Annotated in this window: 20 protein-coding genes; 8 read left to right on the top strand and 12 right to left on the bottom strand. The window is 45.3% G+C overall.

What is annotated here, in order from left to right:
* Positions 1-157: 157 nt before the first annotated feature.
* The gene (locus VGA95_11670) at positions 158-280 is read right to left on the bottom strand and encodes a hypothetical protein (protein ID HEX9667198.1); all 123 of its coding nucleotides are present in this window, start codon (positions 278-280) and stop codon (positions 158-160) included.
* Between the two features lie 285 nt (positions 281-565).
* Here VGA95_11670 and VGA95_11665 point away from each other — a divergent pair, with 285 nt between their 5' ends.
* Complete coding sequence (locus VGA95_11665) at positions 566-1,075, top strand: helix-turn-helix domain-containing protein (GenBank protein ID HEX9667197.1); 510 nt, start codon at positions 566-568, stop codon at positions 1,073-1,075.
* 242 nt (positions 1,076-1,317) lie between these two features.
* On the opposite strand, the gene VGA95_11660 is transcribed toward VGA95_11665, so the two are convergent.
* Positions 1,318-1,602 carry a type II toxin-antitoxin system Phd/YefM family antitoxin gene (locus VGA95_11660; GenBank protein HEX9667196.1) on the bottom strand — a complete coding sequence of 95 codons (285 nt, stop codon included), beginning with the start codon at positions 1,600-1,602 and terminating at the stop codon, positions 1,318-1,320.
* Between the two features lie 105 nt (positions 1,603-1,707).
* Here VGA95_11660 and VGA95_11655 point away from each other — a divergent pair, with 105 nt between their 5' ends.
* Complete coding sequence (locus VGA95_11655) at positions 1,708-1,833, top strand: hypothetical protein (GenBank protein HEX9667195.1); 126 nt, start codon at positions 1,708-1,710, stop codon at positions 1,831-1,833.
* Positions 1,834-1,859: 26 nt separating this feature from the next.
* Here VGA95_11655 and VGA95_11650 read toward each other — a convergent pair whose 3' ends face one another.
* The 6 genes from VGA95_11650 to VGA95_11625 all read right to left on the bottom strand — a co-directional run bounded on the left by VGA95_11650 (position 1,860) and on the right by VGA95_11625 (position 6,915).
* Positions 1,860-2,045 carry a hypothetical protein gene (locus VGA95_11650; GenBank protein ID HEX9667194.1) on the bottom strand — a complete coding sequence of 62 codons (186 nt, stop codon included), beginning with the start codon at positions 2,043-2,045 and terminating at the stop codon, positions 1,860-1,862.
* Positions 2,046-2,062: 17 nt separating this feature from the next.
* Entirely contained in the window at positions 2,063-2,785 is a 723-nt protein-coding gene (locus tag VGA95_11645) for a pseudouridine synthase (GenBank protein HEX9667193.1), read from the bottom strand.
* A gap of 42 nt (positions 2,786-2,827) precedes the next feature.
* Positions 2,828-4,942 (bottom strand): sodium-translocating pyrophosphatase, encoded by a 2,115-nt coding sequence (locus tag VGA95_11640; protein HEX9667192.1) that lies wholly within the window; start codon positions 4,940-4,942, stop codon positions 2,828-2,830.
* Positions 4,943-5,292: 350 nt separating this feature from the next.
* The gene (locus VGA95_11635; protein ID HEX9667191.1) at positions 5,293-5,679 is read right to left on the bottom strand and encodes a hypothetical protein; all 387 of its coding nucleotides are present in this window, start codon (positions 5,677-5,679) and stop codon (positions 5,293-5,295) included.
* Positions 5,680-5,792: 113 nt separating this feature from the next.
* Positions 5,793-6,170: a hypothetical protein gene (locus VGA95_11630; GenBank protein HEX9667190.1), complete on the bottom strand. Its 378-nt coding sequence runs from the start codon at positions 6,168-6,170 to the stop codon at positions 5,793-5,795.
* 487 nt (positions 6,171-6,657) lie between these two features.
* Positions 6,658-6,915, bottom strand: a complete 258-nt coding sequence (locus VGA95_11625; GenBank protein HEX9667189.1) for a hypothetical protein — start codon at positions 6,913-6,915, stop codon at positions 6,658-6,660.
* On the opposite strand from VGA95_11625, the gene VGA95_11620 reads away from it, so the two are divergent.
* The 5 genes from VGA95_11620 to VGA95_11600 all read left to right on the top strand — a co-directional run bounded on the left by VGA95_11620 (position 6,914) and on the right by VGA95_11600 (position 14,671).
* Positions 6,914-11,602: a pentapeptide repeat-containing protein gene (locus tag VGA95_11620; protein ID HEX9667188.1), complete on the top strand. Its 4,689-nt coding sequence runs from the start codon at positions 6,914-6,916 to the stop codon at positions 11,600-11,602. The two genes, VGA95_11625 and VGA95_11620, sit on opposite strands and share 2 nt — an antisense overlap.
* 167 nt (positions 11,603-11,769) lie before the next feature.
* Positions 11,770-12,291, top strand: a complete 522-nt coding sequence (locus VGA95_11615) for a DUF6790 family protein (protein HEX9667187.1) — start codon at positions 11,770-11,772, stop codon at positions 12,289-12,291.
* A gap of 114 nt (positions 12,292-12,405) precedes the next feature.
* Entirely contained in the window at positions 12,406-12,546 is a 141-nt protein-coding gene (locus tag VGA95_11610; GenBank protein HEX9667186.1) for a hypothetical protein, read from the top strand.
* A 1,357-nt stretch (positions 12,547-13,903) separates the two neighbouring features.
* Positions 13,904-14,185: a hypothetical protein gene (locus VGA95_11605; protein ID HEX9667185.1), complete on the top strand. Its 282-nt coding sequence runs from the start codon at positions 13,904-13,906 to the stop codon at positions 14,183-14,185.
* Between the two features lie 294 nt (positions 14,186-14,479).
* Positions 14,480-14,671: a hypothetical protein gene (locus VGA95_11600; protein ID HEX9667184.1), complete on the top strand. Its 192-nt coding sequence runs from the start codon at positions 14,480-14,482 to the stop codon at positions 14,669-14,671.
* A 114-nt stretch (positions 14,672-14,785) separates the two neighbouring features.
* Here VGA95_11600 and VGA95_11595 read toward each other — a convergent pair whose 3' ends face one another.
* The 3 genes from VGA95_11595 to VGA95_11585 all read right to left on the bottom strand — a co-directional run bounded on the left by VGA95_11595 (position 14,786) and on the right by VGA95_11585 (position 17,415).
* Complete coding sequence (locus VGA95_11595) at positions 14,786-15,685, bottom strand: sucrase ferredoxin (GenBank protein ID HEX9667183.1); 900 nt, start codon at positions 15,683-15,685, stop codon at positions 14,786-14,788.
* 252 nt (positions 15,686-15,937) lie between these two features.
* Positions 15,938-16,084, bottom strand: coding sequence for a hypothetical protein (locus tag VGA95_11590; protein ID HEX9667182.1), 147 nt, complete (start codon positions 16,082-16,084; stop codon positions 15,938-15,940).
* A 197-nt stretch (positions 16,085-16,281) separates the two neighbouring features.
* Positions 16,282-17,415, bottom strand: a complete 1,134-nt coding sequence (locus VGA95_11585) for an acyl-CoA dehydrogenase family protein (GenBank protein ID HEX9667181.1) — start codon at positions 17,413-17,415, stop codon at positions 16,282-16,284.
* 238 nt (positions 17,416-17,653) lie between these two features.
* Here VGA95_11585 and VGA95_11580 point away from each other — a divergent pair, with 238 nt between their 5' ends.
* The gene (locus tag VGA95_11580) at positions 17,654-18,622 is read left to right on the top strand and encodes an ROK family protein (protein ID HEX9667180.1); all 969 of its coding nucleotides are present in this window, start codon (positions 17,654-17,656) and stop codon (positions 18,620-18,622) included.
* A gap of 106 nt (positions 18,623-18,728) precedes the next feature.
* Here the strand turns inward: VGA95_11580 and tilS are convergent.
* Positions 18,729-19,245, bottom strand: a 517-nt coding sequence (gene tilS, locus VGA95_11575; protein HEX9667179.1) for a tRNA lysidine(34) synthetase TilS, incomplete at its 5' end; no start/stop codon positions are given.

Below are 19,245 nucleotides of genomic sequence, written 5' to 3'. Positions count from 1 at the left end.
GGATGATTAATCAATTGTAGTAACATATTCCAGAAGCGATCTGTTTGAGCCAGGATAGTACTGGAAAGAGTCATCGCAAACGTATTAGAAGCAAACTCAAGGATTTGTCAATGAAAAATCGGTAACCCTCTAGAACTGTGGGTAATAAGCAGATATGTTAATTAAATCCGCCGCCCCCTAGGCCTGGAGGAGCAGTGTCGTCTTCACCATCATCACCGCAGCCTGTATAAAACATCAAAACACTTATTATGATTATAAATATATGGGTTCTTTTTCTCATCCTTGTTTCAACCTCCTTCCTGTGTGTATTTATTTATGGGGTGCGGGCATCTCACTTTCTTTATAGTGAAAAAAGTGTCTGTTCCCACAATATAATAATCGGTACTATTCCCCATTTTATGCATAACCCTTTTATCTGCCCGCTATCTCACAAAAATAAGCTCATGTCAACAAATCGAGTTAGATCATATTAAATTTCCTTGAAACCCTTCTTGTTAGATCATAATTAAAATTCCTCGAAATTGGAGTTAGTGAGTTTTATAATAAAAAGCATTTATCGCCGGTATTGGGAGGGGATGAATTTAAGAAGAAGATATTTAGAAGTGAGGAAGAGAGATCCGGGGAGATAAGTGGAGCTAGCCTTATATTTGAAGAGGTACCAGCACATTTAATAATAGAAGAAGTGAGCAAGCGGTTTGGAATACCAGTGTACGATATAACAGAAGCTAAGAGGGGAAAGGGAAAGAAGAATATACCTAGAATGGTAGGCATGAGGTTATGTCAAACATTGGGTAGGAAGAAGTTGAGCGATATAGCAAAGATATTTAATGTGGGTCATTATTCAACTGTTTCATCTTCTATAAGAATATTAAGAAAGGAGGTTGAGAGTAATAAAAAACTTCAAAACCTTATTAATATATTAACCCAAGACTTGACCCGTTTGTTTTTGATAACTATGAACCTTCATCGCAAACAAAAAACACTTTGCCAAAGTGTCGGCAAACCTTCGTTGTTTCTTACCGGTACGTTTCGCTACGATGTCGGAAGGAATGAAGTATCACATATCGACCCGTAATATCATAACGCAGTCTCCACTCGCTCGAGCGAATCCGAAACTGTCCTTCCCCAGACCTCATACCTTTAAGCTGCTTAATGTTGTGAGAATGGGTGCGATTCCGAGGGTCAATGCGAAGGATCTCCACCATACCTTCAAGGTGCTTGATGATCTGAGGGTTTCTTTGTTTAAGTTTCCGGGTTTCCCGTTCAAAGGTTGGAGTAGTGAGGATTCGGTAAGGGGAAGAGGACATAGATCTAGTGCTACTTGGTCTTTTGAAGTTCCGTCAGGAATTCTTCGACAGGGCGTGCTTTGCCTTTCTGATATTCAGTGTAGCTTTCGCGAATCTGTTTCTTCAGTTTTGGGTCTTGAAGTTCAAGATAGTCCTCGAACTCATCGATATCCATGAGTCCAGCAATAGGAATGCCGTCTTTTTCAAGCACAAAGTAATCCTTATTGATTCGGATTTTCTTTACAACCTCGCCGAGGTGGCGTCGTGCTTCAGTTATTGGTAAGTGCTTAACCATACGTTTTGGATGTTTCTTCAAGGAGGTTCCCTCCAATTACATAGATTGAACATTGTTAATCAATATTGTTCATTTTAATATTAATGTATCTCGAATGGCTCTGTCAAGCCATGGAGGAAATGGGAAATGGAATTAGTGGAAATCAATCTGCCCGATGAATTATTGAAAGAGCTTGATGGAAATGGGGTGACAACAGGTACTTCTTTTATCAAAACATTGTCCCCGTTCGCGCGGATTTTAGGCACGTTCTAATTCTTATCTCAGAGAGAAGACTTTATCTAACTCCCACATCCGCTCCAAAGTTTTCTAATTACAACAAAAACAGGAAGCAGAAGATATAATGGAACTGATGGTGTTGCTCCTGCTGATGCTATAGAACAACCTCCACTGCTTCCTCCGTCTTCACCTCCAGTGGCCTGGTTGCTGTCGAGAAAGTCTGGCGTTCCGTCCTCATCAAAATCCAAAAGCCTAAGAGGGTCAGCTAACAACCTACTGCTTTTTTCAAAGCGCGGAGTTCATTCATGGTCAAATTTCTCCACCTTTCCTCAGGGAGATTACCCAGCTTTATAGGACCGACTGATATTCTTTTTAATTTTAATACAGGATGGCCAAACTCAGATAGAAACCTTTTAACTAAACGATTGCGACCTTCATGAAAAGCTATATGTATTACTGCTTCTTTATCATCATATTTAACAACCTTTATATAATCTGGCCTTGCAAATCCGTCTTTTAGCTCGGCACCTCTTTTCATTTTTTCAAGTGTTTCCTTATTTACCTCCCCTCTTACATGTGCATGATAAACCTTGATCAATTCGTAACTAGGATGCATTATCTTATGCGCAAGTTCACCATCATTTGTAAGAATCAAAAGACCTTCTGTATCATAGTCGAGCCTCCCAACAGGATAAACCCTTTCCGGTATATCTGTTATAAGCTCATCAATTGTTTTCCTACCCCCTTCTCCCTTTCCAAGGGCTGTAAGATAAAACCTGGGCTTATTCAGCAAAACATGCCTCTTTCTTTCAATTTCCAAAATCTTCCTTCCAATCTCTACCTTATCAATTTCGGTGTCTATCTTGTATCCTAACTCATTCACCAACTCACCGTTAACCCGGACTTTCCCGCTAACAATTAGCTCATCGGCATTGCGCCTAGATGAAATACCACACATTGAGAGGTATCTGTTAAGCCTTACAATCAAACTCAACCTCTGTATAAATGGGGTACCATACATCCCCACATTCTAGATAAAAAGAGGCGCGAGAACCAATGTTATTGTCGATAATAGCTTTATCAGAACGTGAATTGAAGGCCCTGCCGTGTCCTTAAAGGGGTCACCTACGGTATCTCCCACAACAGATGCTTTGTGTGTCTCTGATCTCTTTCCTCCGTAAGCCCCCGTTTCAATATATTTCTTCGCATTATCCCAAGCGCCTCCCCCATTATTCATTAGCGTTGCGAGAAGAATTCCACTTATAGTCCCAACCATCAGAAAGGCAGCCACGGTTTCAGCACCGAGTCCAAATTGCCTGAAAATCACTCCTACCACTATAGGCATTCCCACAGCTAGAATTCCTGGGGGAACCATTTCCTTGAGAGCGCCCTTTGTTACAATATCTACGCACCTAGCATAATCCGGCTTCGAAGTTCCCTCAAGTATTCCTGGATTTTCCTTAAACTGTGCCCGGACATCGCCTATAACATAATAAGCGGCACGGGCGACGGCTCTGATTGCGAGTGCACTGAATAGGAATACGAGCATGGCACCAAGGAGCCCACCTACAAATACCTCAACCTTTGCGATGTCTACTGAATCGAAAGCCTTACCAGTGATATGAGAAACCTCATCCAGGTAAGCCGAAAAGAGAAGAAAGGCTGCGAGGGCGGCAGACCCTATCGCATATCCCTTCGTCAGGGCTTTGGTCGTATTTCCAACGGCGTCAAGCCTGTCAGTTTTTACCCTGATCTCCTCCGGTTGTTTGCTCATCTCAACTATCCCGCCGGCATTATCTGTAATTGGTCCAAAGGTGTCCATTGCGAGAATGTAGGCCGCTGTACCCAGCATACCCATTGTGGCAATTGCCGTACCATAAAGGCCGGCGCTCGTTGTTGAGATATTTGTGAATTCCCTAAGTCCATGAACACCGCAGTAATATGATCCCACCAATGCGGCGGATATTGCTATAACGGGGAGCGCCGTGCACTCAAGTCCGACTGATAGACCAGCGATAATGTTAGTAGCAGGTCCAGTCTGAGAGGCTTCTGCAATAAACTGCACCGGTCTATATCTGTATTCCGTATAATACTGCGTTATAAAAACGAATAATATGCTTGTAACGATTCCAATCACCCCCGCGACGAAGAGCCAGAAATTATTATTTAGGAGTATATATGTGGCAATGTAGAAACCAATGGCGGCCAATATACAGGCGACATAGTATCCCCGGTTCAATGCGGACATCGGGTCCTCCTTCTCATCCTTTAATCCAACCAAAGCCACACCAATCATGCTGGCTATAAGTCCAAAGGCACGGGCGACCAGTGGAAAGAATATCCCCTTTATGCCGAAAAGAGGGAATAGTGCTACCCCAAGGATCATAGCCCCGATGTTCTCTGCCGCAGTGGATTCGAAGAGGTCTGCGCCTCTCCCCGCACAGTCACCAACATTATCGCCAACAAGGTCTGCGATAACCGCTGGGTTTCGGGGATCGTCTTCGGGAATCCCTGCCTCTACCTTTCCCACCAGGTCTGCACCTACGTCAGCAGCTTTGGTGTAAATTCCTCCACCAAGCTGTGCAAATAGGGCAACGAAGCTTGCTCCAAATCCGTATCCAACAATTAGAAAGGGCACCCGTTTTACAACCTCAGGGTCATTGGAAGACCCGCCATAGAGTACGAAAAGAATCCCCACTCCGAGAAGGCTCATGGCAACTATTGTAATTCCTGAAACGGCACCGCCCCGAAGGGAAATTCTAAGGGCCTTATCCAGACTAGATCGAACGGCGCTTGCCGTGCGGATATTTGACCTTATTGCAATCCACATCCCTATGTACCCAGCGATTCCCGAGCTGCCCGCACCGAAAAGAAAAGCGACGGTAGTCCGCCATGCCATATCGTGATCCCCCTTTGCAAACCAGTAGAGTAAAAAAATGAGGACGGCAAGTGCGATACTCAGCATTATGATTGTTGAATACTGTCTTTTAAGGAAAGCTTCCGCTCCCTCTTTTATGGCATTGCTTATACTTTGCATCGCCGACGTTCCGGTATCCTGGCTTAATACGAACCTTGTCAGGTATCCTGCGTAACCCAATGAAATCATACTTATTCCCAATATTACCACGATGAGTATATGGCTCATTTCCATTTCTCGTGTACCTCTTTTTTTGATATTCGGGGATAGCTAAGTTTATTTCTTCATACCCTAATTGCGAAGAAATTAAGCAGCCACAGGGTCCTTTGGAGCGAAAATGTTAAGGGCGGAGTTGAGTTGAGAGTTTCTACTAAGTTAGAATCCTCGAACCAAGTGTGTGTTAATTTAGTCCTTTGGTTTGTTGCTAATTGAAGCAAATTAGGGATGCTACCCCCCCTGGGGTGAAAAACACTATCAGAAAAATATAAATTGTCAACTTTGCAAATCTGCCCTAATTCTTAATTAAGGATTAAGAATTGGGTTATAGTTTGGAGTGTGTGCCAGAAAAGAGTGATCATTTAGGATACGAGGTAAGCCCAGACGCTAACTTTCCTCTTAACTGCAGCCCTGTTGTAAACAAATACCTGTACGTAGGGACCCATCACAGGAAACCTTGCCATATAGCTGCTAATCTTCCATTGACTACCATGCCATGACGCACTCCCTGAAACATCAATGAAGTTAGTACTCTGGGGTCCCGGAAGGTTTTCCTCAAGATTAGCGTATCTTCTAGCCCCCATGTCGCCTCCGGTATCAAATGCGAAGATCACCCCAAGATCTACAGGGGGCTCATCTGCTTCCTTCTGGGTAAACCGTACGAAAATATTAATATAACGATATCCATCTATATTCTTATACGGTGGCTTGCTTATTCCGATGTTAGCAGGGACATCTTCATCCGTCATAAACTTCAATACCTTCGTACATGCGTAACAACAGTCCCTCCTTTGCCGCCCCCCCCGGCTTTTTTAACTGCCATTCTTACACCTCCATAATTGTATATCTTTCTTACTTCCACTTAGTTAAACAATTTGACTTTAAGCATTGCGCCGCCCATTACCTTATCTGCTTTAATCACTCCCACCGATAGTCGGCACCTAACAAGGTAAGACTTCTCTGAAGATAGGCTCTTGTCCCAGGCCATCTTTTCCCTAATCATCTCATTAAAGTCAAACTGCTGTGTAAAAGGCCCGGTGAGTTCAGTGAATTCTAATGTGTCTTCGGCAGAATCCCGGTCTTCATAAGCATTCACTTCATCGTTCAAACTTATGTCCTGTTTTTTTAACCACTGTTCATTCTTCCCTGAGCCATCAGTTGAAGTTTCTTGAGCAATTAAATTAGTTGAGAGCAAAAGGAGAACAACAGCAGCAGAAAATATAATATTTATGCTTTTCATAATGATCCCCGACAGACAAGCCCATTCAACACAATATTATTTTAGAAACGGTTTGTCAATAGATTTTTTAAAACCGAATCGAAGGTTGTTATGACACCTTGCCCAGGCAGTTTAGGATTGAATATTATTTATGCCCAATACTCTCCTACAAATATCAAACTAATATCCCTTTTAGTCAAAAGACTAATCGTATTATCACGCCGTCGTTCAGTATACAAACCCGAACATTCCCGGGAACTCACGACGATATACAACCAAAATACAACCTTAAATACAACCAAAGTTGTATTGACTAATGATGAGAAAGGTCAATATCCTTAACAGAGATTTATATCTGTTTTTATCAGAATTTTCGTAATTTTTAACGTAAATAAAAGATGTTATATCCGACAAAAAAGTAGTTTACTTTATGAGCAAATCGTGTTATAAAATAGGATTTCAAAAAAAATCCTCCGGGGAGAATAATGAAAGATAGAAGGTTATTTTTCTATATAGCTTTCCTTGTCTTAACCGCCGCAGTTCTCACAACCACATCATTTACAGGTAGTAACAACATAGATAACGCGTCTCTCCAGTCCGGCACTGCGCTGACTGAAAACGATTTCGTTAAGGATCCATCCTTGTTCGCCGTTCCCGAAGCAGGAGTCGTCGCAACATTCTTGGAGAATCCAAATTCCACTTTCGAGCTAAATGACACCGGGCCGATCGGAATCGATATTATTCCTTTCAAATACGCGAGCGGCATGAATCAAACATTCTGCTGGCAGGATGACAACAGAGAATCCAGGCATTCTATGACCCTTGTGGACAGCAGTGGAGCCGAAGTGTTGAGGGTGGAGGCTAATGGCGACTGTGTAACTCAATTCATAAACGAAGGCAATTATGAGATGCGTATACAGCACGACGACAGCGGTGATGAGGTATTTGCCACAATCTTTTCGATCCCTGAAGGCCTGTCAGATGATTCATTTCAAACAGTTTTAAATACAAACAAATGCCAGGGGTGCGACCTCAGCGGGGCCAATTTCAGCAATGGGATCCTCACAAATGTAAATCTCAGCGGGGCCGACCTTACCGGTGCTGATCTTTCTAACGCCGATCTTAGTGGCGCAAACCTCAGCGACGCGCTTCTAGCTGGTACTGACCTCACGGGTGCGAACCTGACCAATGCCGACCTGAGCGGGGCAGATTTAACCAACGCGCTGACGGCAAACGCTAATTTCACCGACGCCAACCTAACGAACGTGATTTCCTTTAATGAGAGTAAGCTAGGGGAAGAATCCATTACGGCCCAGGAAGAGCCCGGAGACCCTGGACCGGATCCATGCCCGGCTGGAAATCTCAGACCGAAACCGGTTGTGGGTGAGGATCTGGTGCTAAGTAAAGCCTGCATGGTACCGGCTGGCACCTATCAGTACGGAAATATCAACATCATAAGCGGCGGAAGTTTAACCTTCAACGACGCGAAGATTGACTTCTGGGCGAAGTCGATACTTGTGGAAAATGGAGGGAGCTTGATCGCCGGCACCCCAGAAAAACCAATCGGCACCAATGGAGAAATCACCATACATCTTTATGGTGCGGACCGGGGCAAGGGGGGTAAGGGAATCACATGTAAGACCGACGACATGTGCGGTGTTCCAAAAGCAGTCTGGGACCGAAACCATCCTCCTAATCCCACAAAATGTACGGCTGATGATCTCCCGGGCGGTGTCAACGATTGTTTCTACAGGTATGGCACCCTCCCGGTTGACACAGGGGATCCCAAGGGCTACTTCGGCTACAAGGTGATTGCCGTCTCATACGGGGGCACTCTTCAATTATTCGGCAAAAAGGGCGCGACCTATCCGGATACGAATCCGGACCCTTCTAATTCCGGCACAAGCTGGGTCAGGCTTGCCGATGGCCATGATTTGACGCCTGGAGGTAACACGCTGGTTTTGGACCGCGCGGTCGACTGGCAAAAGGAGGATAGGATGGTGGTCACCACTACGGATTATCTGCCAGGACACTCTGAACGGCTCACGGTCGACACCGTGAGCGCGGATGGGAAAACGATCACGGTAAAGGAGAAGATCCAGTTCCGTCATAACGGCACGATGTACGATCTGAGCTCTATTCCCGGTCGTCTCGGATTAGATTTCAAGAAGGCCGAGACACGCGCCGCCGTTGCGCTATTGAGTAGGAGCATACGTATTGTTTCCGGACCCAATAGCGACACGATCGACCAAGGCAAGCTGAATTGCGTATACGACTGCTTCCCTTCAACTGACGGTTTTATTGGTGGACATACAATTGCGCGGCAGGGCTTTAAAACCTTCCAGGTGCAGGGGGTTGAGTTCTTTCAGTTGGGTCAGGGCGGACGGATGGGGCACTATCCTCTCCACTTCCATCTGGCGCGCAAGACCCCGCTAGGCACGTTTGTAAAAGACTCTTCCATACACGATTCCATGACACGGTGGATTACCGTGCACGGAACCCATGATGTACTACTCGCAAGGAACGTAGGTTATATGTCGATAGGTCATGGCTTTTATCTGGAAGACGGCACCGAGATAAACAATAAACTCTATTCCAACATCGGCATCTTCGCCCGGGCGGCGATTGCTAACGACCAAAATCCCCGCAAGGTACCGGGGATCCTAGCGGGGGGAGCCAAAAATATCGCACAGCCTCCCAACAATTCCGATTTCGCAAATCCTACCGTTTTCTGGATCATGAACGGCTGGAACGACTTCGAGCATAACATGGCGGTCGGAGCAGCCACGTGCGGTACTTGCTACTGGCTTTTGCCTAGCCTTAACAGCGGTCCCTCGCAGAATATGGCGTGGGAATCCTACGCCTCCATTCAGAGGTCCCTTCCAGGGGCGTCCCCACTTAAAACATTTAAGGGTAATTACTGTACCTCGGCGCAACTATCATTTAACACCGTAGGTGCCACTGATGCCTGTAATGGCCTCGGCGACCTCAGTCCCATTGACAATCCGACCGTCCCACCGCAGGACCAGATGCCACGAATTGGCAGTCTACGGATACCCACCCTCTGCACCGGAACCTGCTCGAACAACAAAGGACAGCCTTGCAACACAGACGCCCAATGTGGTACGGGTAATACCTGTACTCAGGATTGTACGCAGACACCTCCATGCGGTGTACCTAGCCCCGGCGCACCTTTTGACAACCGAGACTTTTGCCCTGTAACCATCCTCGATCGGTATACCTCCTCCTTTCACTGGCCAGAGAAGAACTTTGCGGCGATATGGCTCCGCGGAAAGTGGTTCCTGCTCGGAAATAGCGTTCTAACTGACTCTCAAAACGGTGGGCTCGGTTTCGTCACCGGCGGCGATTACACCCTATCGAGCGTCATTCCAGGGAACTGGCAGGTCGCAAGAAAAAGCGTCTTTATCGGGAATACCCAGGAGGATAATCCTCTCGCCTCTAATGCCGGACCCTTTAATCCGCTGAAAAGCAGTGATGGTAAGATCAGCGGGCTCACGTGCGATAATAAAACGATGAGGGAAGATCACTGTCTATCTAAAAATGAGGGAATAACAATGCCGGTTAGTAACTTCTCGATGCAACAGCGTTTCTTCAACATATACGATGGTCCTAACTATCAAGACTCAAATGCCTATCTCGACATTACAACTACTCCCCTCGATCCCCAGTGTAAACCGGGAAGCTGTCCCAGGGACTCGGGCTGGATGTACACAGCAGCCAATGGCATTCCCATAGATCAGGAAAGCGGGAAGTGCGTCCTACCGAATGCGGCCATCGGGTGGAAACAGCCCAATGGTTTTTTCTATCCGCCGGCCTTTCACTCCTTGAATCTATTCTTTAATAATGTCGACATCCGTCATCTTGTGATTGAACCGCTGTGGAAACCTGGTACGTTTGATCCGGATACTGATCAGATTAAAAAGAACTATTGTACGTTTGATTCAGGGATATACACTGGATTTACCTCCATTGATCGCCAGACTGTGCTGAACGACGACGATGGCTCACTTACCGGGCTGAAGAGTCCCCCAATCCCTACCGAAGGTGAGACCATATCTGTCAATTTAGACCCATTTTTTAACGCCCCGGTGGAAGCGCCGGAGTGTGAGTCTTTTGACATAGCGACGGCCAGCGGAACCCCCAAAACAACCGGTGGCACCGCCAAAACAAGCCCTTATGAGTACCTATCGACCGTGGTGTATCCCAAGTGCGGCATGAGCTGTGGCTCAACGTGGGGCAGTGATTGTTCAAACCCGAGTTGCTTTGGCGTTACCTTATCACGTCAACTCGAAATCCAGAAGGGCGAACAAGACCGTACTATTCCAATGATGGGGATGAACTTCGGTCAACGCAGCATGCTCACGGTTGACAACGGTAGCTACTACGTTGACACCACAGTAAGTGAAAACAGACAAAAGCAGGGTCGCGGCGGACCCACACCAGTCACTTCACTTAACGTCTTTAAACCCGGAGAAACCTATTATGTCTTTTTCGTCTTTGCCACTGAGAAAACCAAGCAGAAATATCAGTTATATATAGGGGCTGGAATACCAGACTTCGAGTCGAATGTGAGCAAACACATAAAACCGGTGCGAGTTGATATCCGGAACCAGGCGCTGAAGTTTGAAGACAGCTCATGGAACGGGCTGAAGTCAAGCTACGAGTCTTCAAGTGGTATCCTGACAGTGGGCACAGACTTTTCGGAATTCAAATCTGACTTCGATAAGACGAGGGCGGATTACTGTCAGCCGTCGAGCTTCTGCAAGTTGGTCGGTAACACATGTCAATCCAGCTTGCCCACGAACGATCCATTTCACGCTGAGTCCCAGCACATCTGCAGTACCTGGGCAGGAAAGGACATAGATTGCCCACTCTATCAGTTTAGCGGGCCGAAGGGGGAGTTGCCTGGTTGCGTCGGATTTGCATTGACACTTGATAGCCAGAAGTTCAGTGCCGATGACAAAGACCATCGCCCGGGCCCTGAGTGCTTCCCGAGAAATAGCGACTGGAATGTGGCATGGACAGCGGTTGACAAAAATCTGGCAGGCTCCTGCGCCAACCAAAAACCGCCGGACGTTCAGTTTTGCGATAGGCAAAGCCCGCCCATTGTAGGGGAAAACGTTATTATTGGAACAGAGGGAGACGATGTTCTTACGGGAACCCCAGAGAGCGACATCATCTTTGGATTAGGAGGAAATGATATAATCGAAGGAAGGGGCGGTAGCGACTGGATATCGGGAGGGCCCGGAGACGACGAGATCCGCGGGGGTAGGGGAGATGACATCATTTTTGGGGAGGAGGGGAACGATTTTATCAGAGGCGGAGGCGGAAGAGATGAAATTGACGGCGGGTCTGAAACCGACACGATCAAGGGCGGTAAAGGAAAGGATATTTGTGTTGAGGGAGAGATTGTCAGGGGGTGCGAGCAGTGATCCTGTAAACTCGAAATTTGTTGAGTAGCGAATGTTCAAAATCCCCAGGGTGAAATATCCTCCCTTTCTTAAAGGGCCTGTCCTGACCAGTAAGCCCTGAGTTTAATCGAGGGGTCGAAGGGGAATTGAAGGGGATCAGCCCCCTTAATCGAAGGAGGATTCACTTCATGGAACAGTTGATCAAATTAATATTCGAATACTTTAGTATAATTCTACTCGTCCTTGGAGTTGTAGTGGCTTTAGTGACATATCCATCTGGCAGAAGCACCCTGGGAATCACAATCTCAGAAAACCTCTATCGCTGGATTTCGCTTCTCGGAGCGGGGGGCGTAGGTGTTTACGTATTTTTCATACATGCCTTTTTGCCATCCGTTTCGGCTGAACAAATAGGATGGAAGACAAGTCCATTCCAGCACGAGGTTGCGGTAGCAAACCTCGGCTTTGGAATCCTGTGTATTCTTGCTTTTAGCGCAAGCTATGGCTTTCGGCTTGCTTCGGTCATTGGAATTTCAATCTGGCTTTGGGGAGATGCGATAGTGCATATAAGGCAGATGATTGTTGCGAAGAATTTTTCCCCCGGCAACGCAGGGCCATGGTTCTGGTCGGACGTTCTCGTTCCTCTTCTACTCATCTGGCTTATAATCAAATTGAAGAGTCAACAGTCTAAAGCAACAGTTTCAACAACATAGCTATTAAATGGGTCCCCCGTTTTCGATATAACGGAAGCTAACAGGGAAAAACGAACGAACTAGATACCTAGAATGGTGGCTACGAGGTTATGTCAGACATTGGGTAGGAAGAAGTTGAGCGATATAGCAAAGATATTTAATGTGGGTCATTATTCAACGGTTTCATCTTCTATAACAACATTAAGAAAAGAGGTCAACAGTAACAAGAAACTTCAAACCGCTATTAATATAATAACCCAAGGTGTGACCCATTAGTCAGGAGATTGTGTATGGCACGAAGTAACAGGCGAGAATTCTTGCGCCAGGCCGCTCACGCGGGTCTGGCATTGGGCGTCGGATCGCAGTTGGGTGTGTTGACCGGGTGCGCAGGGAGCGTCGATCCAGAGACCCTGATCTTGCGCGGCACGGAGAATGTGGCCGTGGTCGATGCATCGCTTATCCCGACGGTCGTGGCGGCCCATCCGGTCGGTACCATCATGGCAATCGCAGACCGCGCCGGGGATATACTGGTGACCCGCTGGATTTGACAGGCCTCTCAAAGCAAGCCGCCATGCCGGCCTCGCTGGTGCACGCTCGATGCGCCTTCTTATCGGCGCATGACTGCACATTTCAGTCCAGATAGGCTCCCATTCCTTACGTTCCAGCCATGCGGGGTTGGAAAACCCCGCCTATCGTCATTGATAACGGTATTTAACATGGAATAGGGGTAGGAAGAGAGTGATAAGCTCTCCCCCTCCCTCCGAACCGGACGTGCGGATCTCCCGCATCCGGCTCTCCGGTCAATAGCGTTGCGACGATTGACAACCCCCGTATCGAGGGCTGTCAACATGGACTCCCTTCGCTCCATCCCCATTACGGGACTTCATCGCTACTATGAAGGCTCTGACTTCCATTCACCGCACCATTTCAGCGTATGGATATCCCTGATTCCTGCACATGACCTTCCAGTCATTCCGTCTCCAATCACCCCATAACCCCCACCATCGCTTTAGCACGTTACCCTTCAGCGTGGTGGACTTCCCTGTTCTCTTCAGGGTCTGGGCTTCGCCATTGACTAGCAGGCTCGCCGCATTATGGGGCCGAATCGAGTTCACTAAACGTTACGGACTAACCGTTCGCCTTCTGTTGCTTCCCACCCTACCTTACGGTAATGCAGTTACAGTTGGCTACAAGCCGGAGAACGTGTGCTTGGAGCGGACTCTCACCGCTCTGATTATGTGCCATCTCAGGCGCACTAGTCGGGACATTCTTGTCCCGAAATCTGAAGGTATTGCAGATCCGCACAACAACCCGCCAGCAAGAACGGCGGGCTTGTCTAATAAACGTCATGATTACCACCGTATGTAGGGGAAACCGTCCTTCGACGATACCCGGGCCAGGTTTCCATTCCGCATGTTTCTTTGACCCGTGCGGGGTTAGAAAACCCCGCCTATCGTTATTGACAACGGTATCTATCATGGATAGTCGAGACGTTCTTGTCCCGATAGGGTTGCATTCCTCGTGTTTCATCCTCGGGCACTCCAGATACATCTGACGATTTTCACAGCGTGAAACCTTTTTTCTGTATCCTGAGTTTATATTGACGAGACTATTTCATCGGGAGGAATGCGAAATGAAAAGATTCCTTTTATTAGCAATTCTATTCTTGATCTTACTGGTTCCAACTACTTCGATGGCGAAGACAAATTTCTTCTTCAATATAGGCGTGGGCTTACCGCTTCCAGTCGTAGTGGCCCCGGCTCCGGTGATTGTCGCACCTCCCCCGCCGGTTTACGTAGCGCCGGCTCCCGTGATTGTTGCACCTCCTGTTTATGTCCAGCCCGGCCCCGTAATCTATGGCCCTCCGGGGTGGTATAAGGGTAAGAAGCAAGGTTGGTACAAATATCGCTGGTAGGTTTATTAAAAGGCTATTGATTGAGAATAAGGACACACTAACACATCCATCTCAGGGCTGCACAATCAACGAAATTGAAAGGCTAAGGCTCTAACCGTCTACTGATTGGTATTATCATCTCAGTAAAACTGCGCTCGTCCCCTATTCAATGAAACTACTTTATATTACAGATAAATAGGGAGATAATCTTGTTTATCTCCCAATCCAAACCCAACTTACATTGTATATTAGAGGCTGTTCTTTACCGTTATAATTAATAAGGTTTGATCTTAAAATCTAACGAAGGAGATTTCAATGAAAAATCCGTATGAGGAGTGGTTTAAAATGATGAATCTGCCTATAGAATTAAGCGTCAAGTTTTATGAGATTATTGAGAAAGGTACAAGAGCTATGAACTCCATGGCCAAAGCACAAAAAGATATGGAAGATTTTCAAAGGGCCTGGAAGGAATTCCAAGATTTAAACCCGCTTATAAAATCAACGTAAAAAATCAGCGAGGTCTTAATACTCCTATATCACAAGATTTATGGCCTGAAATTTCAATACAACATTCAAAATTAAACGGCACTTCTGAACAACAGAGATAATACTTACACCCTTTCACTTATAATCAACTAATCTATATTGTGCTATTTGAGATTTCTCATCATCCCCACAGCTTGTATAGTTAAACAGAGCAGACCTATCTTTTTGAACATGAATAAAATGGCTTTTGCCATCCGATTTTGAAATAAATTCAAAAATTAAATTTCCTTCACGCTTATGGTTAGCTTCTTTAAATTGAAAAGCTGAGATTTCAGTTTCCCCGGTCAAATTTCTTAAAAAGAACTCGGCGGCTTGCACATCTTTATTGTAACAGGAATGACCACGGTAGTGTTCGAGTTTTATGTTACGATTTATAGAGTCCTTTATCAATTTGGCGACATTGATATCCCTTACCCGGCCGTAATAAATCCCAAATGGTAAATGCAACAAATTCGCTGCAAATCTATGACCGCCTAGATGAGTAGTTCGCCATACCTTGAAACCATTTTCATTCTTAGCTGCTTCTAAATACACAGGCACGCCATACTTCCCACAGCATTTATCATATTCACCATTTGTGCATACTAAAAAGATAGGCTCGTTTCTTAAATAGAGAGCATTCCCCAGGATTCTGCTTAGATCCAATTCCAGCAGATCTTCGTATTTATCTAAATCTACTTCATAAAGTCTTGGATCTAATTCATCACTCAGAACAACATAGAACTTTAACATTTCCTCACGATTATTCTGTCTTTTTATTAGTTGAAGACGTGAATTAGGTATTCTTTCGAGATGCTCTTCGAGTCTTTTTTTGACAATTTCGGGAACCTTACTACTGGCAAAGGCCTTATCTGACCAGTGTCCCCTGTATTCCAACAAAAACCAGACGTCTACCCTTGGGGCAGTAGCAAAGATTTCTTCGCTTGCGTTTAGTGAAACCTGTGAGCAGGAAATGTACTTATTTCGTTGCGGCATCGTTAACTATGATCATCCATAATGATAATTGGTTCAAGCAAATAAATCAGCACCATGTTTTTACATACATAGGTATTATCTCATTAACGGGTGAACAATTAATCACCCCACCTTCATTCCTCCCCCTCAAGGGGGAGGGAACCCCAACTGATGGAGGAAAATTACATGCGACGCGATCATTTGTTGTAAAGCATAGCGGAGGGCTTCAGTCCTCCAGTCTCGCATCTAATTGAGGCAATCCGAAGATCGCCTTTAGTCCTCAAAATCAAAGCCAAAATCGTCATCGCGAGCAATTGCGAAGTGATCTCCTGAGATCGAGAAGGAGGAGATTGCCACGACTGACGGAGCCTGCACTGAAATCATTTGAAGTGTCAGTCTCGCAATGACAATGGCTTTCATGCCCATCCTTTTCCGTCATCGTGAGTACTTTTATCCAACAAGTGTAAATTTATCCCAAACTTTTGATTTCCAAAAGGGTAGGCAATGAGGCTTGCTCGTTGCAATTTCACACACCAGCAAGCCTGCCCTGAGTTTGTCGAAGGGACTGGTGTGCTACCCGTCATATACCTAGACCTAAACCCGCCAGTAGAACATAACTACTTCGATAACTCCCTAACCATAATGACCCGCTGGATTTCGTTAGTCCCCTCATAAATCTGGAGGACTTTTGCATCTCTCATGAGTTTTTCAACCGGATATTCTTCACTGTAACCATATCCACCATGAATCTGAACAGCCTCGGTAGCAGCCCACATTGCAGTGTCGGAGGCAAATGTCTTCGCATATGAAGCTTCTAGGGTGTTACGCTGACCAATGGCATTTTTATAGGCGGCATGATAGGTCAGAAGCCTTGATGCTTGAGTCCTCATGGCCATTTCAGCAATTTTAAACCCAACCCCCTGAAATCCAAGAATAGATTGACCAAATGCTTCGCGCCCTTTAGCAAATCGAAGAGACTCATCTAGAGCTCGTTGTGAAAGTCCCACGCCAAGTGCACCTATAATGGGACGGCTACTGTCAAAGACACGCATCGCAAGTTTAAAACCGTCTCCCTCTTGACCCAATAGAGCTTCGGGTGGAAGTTCAACCCGTTTAAAAATCACTTCACAACAATCACAAGCACGCTGTCCCATTTTCGGGAGTTTCTTTGACACTTCTACACCAGGTAATTTTCGATCTACTATGAATGCACTAATTCCTTGATGACCAGCCTCCGAATCGGTCCTGGCAAAGACGACGAAAAAAGACGCTTCGTGTGCATTAGATATCCATGTCTTTTGTCCGTCGAGTTCAAATCCTCTACCGACTCTCCTGGCTCGAGTACTAATGGAAGCCATATCCGAACCAGCGTTAGGTTCGGTCACACAGTATGAACCCAATCCCTCGGATAGCATTCCCAGATATCTTTTCTTCTGCTCATTTGTCCCAGCAAGAAGAATAGGCTCAGCTGCAAGACTATTAATTACAGTTATAGCAACTGTAATGCCGGTACAACCCCATGCCAGTTCCTCGGTTACTAAAATCCTCTCAATTGGGGTTAGATCATTGCCCCCATATTCTTCGGGTATACACAGATTGATCAACCCCACTTCACGCACCTTTGATAAAATGTCATGAGGAAATTCAGCCGTTCTATCATATATATTCGCAGCTGGAGCGATTTCATTTCTCGCAAAATCTCTTGCAAGATTCCTTATCATCTCCTGTTCTTCTGTTAAACCATATTCCATAAATTCTCCCGCAATACATTTAATTAACGTAAAAAGCCCCTATACATTATTATAATAAAAGTGAAGTGACAACAAAATTCGAGTTTGAGCTAACAACTAATTATTCAATTATTCCAACCGCATTTGATTATCAATCATAAATACTAACGATATTTATGCTAAAATCAGTTCGGGAAAAGAATTATTAAACGATGAAGAATAGTTCCAAAACTCAAATCAGTATCAATGAAGAGTCGATATGGATAAAGTAGTGATCGGTGTAGATATAGGCGGAACCAACCTAAGAGCCGCCTCGATAGATAGAAACGGAAAAATAGTCAGCCGTAAGAGTAGATCATCCGACGCAAAAAAAGGCATAGAATATGTCATGGAAAACCTGATATCCCTTTTGACTGAAATGATAGCAGATGAAAACATTTCAGGTATAGGAATCGGCATTCCCGGGATAATAGATGTTGATAAAGGGATATTAACTCAAGCCCCAAATATCTCCGAAGTAAAGGATTACCCTATTAAAGAAAAGCTTATACACGAACTTGGGTCAGCTATCGATGTCGTCACAGAAAATGACGCCAATTGTGCGGCCCTTGGGGAGTGGTGGCTCGGGGCAGGTAAGGACGTAAATTCACTCATTATTCTTACCCTAGGAACCGGCTTAGGTGGCGGGATAATACTAAATGGGAAGCTGTGGCGAGGTGTAAATGGCATGGCAGGCGAAATCGGGCATATGACGATTGACCCTGATGGACCAAAATGTAATTGTGGGAATTTTGGATGTCTGGAAAGCTTCGCTTCCGCTGAGGCCATTAGAAGAATGGTGAAAGAAGGTTTAAGAAATAAAAATCTGAATACGATTTTAAGAAACGAAATTAGGCATGTGACCATTCATGATATTCCTGAGATAGTAGGCAAGGCAGCAAGAATCGGAGATAAATTTTCTTATGAAATCTGGGAATCATTCGGGAAGGCATTGGGAATGGCAATCGCTAACCTAACAAATCTCTTGAATGTTGAGATGATAATAATCGGCGGCGGTCTCTCAAACTCATGGGACTTGTTTATTGCATCCGCATTGATTGAAGCACGGAAAAGGGGCCTTAGGGCTCCTATGGAATATGTCGAGATTAAAAAAAGCGAATTAGGGGATGATGCGGGGCTTTTAGGAGCCGGTTACTTGGCTTTAATGGGGGCCTCGAATAACAGATAGAGATACCCCCACCTTAGTCCTCCCCCCACATTTGTGGGGGAGGATTGAAGGTGGGGGTCAAAGATTATTTGGAAGCAAGACTTGTGGCCTACCCCTTTAGTGAAAACTATTGTATTTGCAATTTTTCGAAATTGGGTTTAATTAATCGAATGGTCAAGACCTTTTTTCTCTTGTCGATAACCTTAAATCTTTCATCAACCCTCATTCCTCCAATCCACATTATCTCGCCCTTACAAAGGAAAATAGGAATTCGACACCTAAGAAACTTAGGTATCTTCTCATCAATAAAATAATTCTTCAATTTTTTAAATTCGTTCATACCATATGGTATGAAGCTATCTCCCTTATTAAAATTTCGAACCTCAATTGGAAATTCAACAGACATAGAATCAAAACAACCTAAATACTTATCCGATTTCAAAGAACTTACCCTTTCGATCTGGATCTCAAACTCAGTATGTGGGAATTTGTGTAAGCCTGCAGAATCAACAGTGTAACCGAAACTACACCTGAGTAGAACCTTCTTCGTCAACACAAAGAGGCCATGACCCTTCGCTACCACTATTTCTCCAGGAAGATAGAGCTCCCCAGATGCTTCTCGAGAATCTAGGAGCACATTTATA

It is taken from the genome of Thermodesulfobacteriota bacterium (genome assembly GCA_036397855.1).
GTDB lineage: Bacteria > Desulfobacterota_D > UBA1144 > Nemesobacterales > CSP1-2 > DASWID01.
This window is presented reverse-complemented; position numbering and strand designations above follow the sequence as displayed.

What these genes read in the sequence shown, in the direction of transcription:
- VGA95_11605 (HEX9667185.1), top strand. Translation starts at nt 13,904, where the DNA reads ATGAAAAGATTCCTTTTATTAGCAATTCTATTCTTGATCTTACTGGTT.
- VGA95_11630 (HEX9667190.1), bottom strand. Translation starts at nt 6,170, where the DNA reads ATGAAAAGCATAAATATTATATTTTCTGCTGCTGTTGTTCTCCTTTTG.
- VGA95_11580 (HEX9667180.1), top strand. Translation starts at nt 17,654, where the DNA reads ATGGATAAAGTAGTGATCGGTGTAGATATAGGCGGAACCAACCTAAGA.
- VGA95_11600 (HEX9667184.1), top strand. Translation starts at nt 14,480, where the DNA reads ATGAAAAATCCGTATGAGGAGTGGTTTAAAATGATGAATCTGCCTATA.
- VGA95_11620 (HEX9667188.1), top strand. Translation starts at nt 6,914, where the DNA reads ATGAATCAAACATTCTGCTGGCAGGATGACAACAGAGAATCCAGGCAT.
- VGA95_11625 (HEX9667189.1), bottom strand. Translation starts at nt 6,915, where the DNA reads ATGCCGCTCGCGTATTTGAAAGGAATAATATCGATTCCGATCGGCCCG.
- VGA95_11615 (HEX9667187.1), top strand. Translation starts at nt 11,770, where the DNA reads ATGGAACAGTTGATCAAATTAATATTCGAATACTTTAGTATAATTCTA.
- VGA95_11640 (HEX9667192.1), bottom strand. Translation starts at nt 4,942, where the DNA reads ATGAGCCATATACTCATCGTGGTAATATTGGGAATAAGTATGATTTCA.
- VGA95_11590 (HEX9667182.1), bottom strand. Translation starts at nt 16,084, where the DNA reads ATGAAAGCCATTGTCATTGCGAGACTGACACTTCAAATGATTTCAGTG.
- VGA95_11655 (HEX9667195.1), top strand. Translation starts at nt 1,708, where the DNA reads ATGGAATTAGTGGAAATCAATCTGCCCGATGAATTATTGAAAGAGCTT.
- VGA95_11585 (HEX9667181.1), bottom strand. Translation starts at nt 17,415, where the DNA reads ATGGAATATGGTTTAACAGAAGAACAGGAGATGATAAGGAATCTTGCA.
- VGA95_11595 (HEX9667183.1), bottom strand. Translation starts at nt 15,685, where the DNA reads ATGCCGCAACGAAATAAGTACATTTCCTGCTCACAGGTTTCACTAAAC.
- VGA95_11635 (HEX9667191.1), bottom strand. Translation starts at nt 5,679, where the DNA reads ATGACGGATGAAGATGTCCCTGCTAACATCGGAATAAGCAAGCCACCG.
- VGA95_11670 (HEX9667198.1), bottom strand. Translation starts at nt 280, where the DNA reads ATGAGAAAAAGAACCCATATATTTATAATCATAATAAGTGTTTTGATG.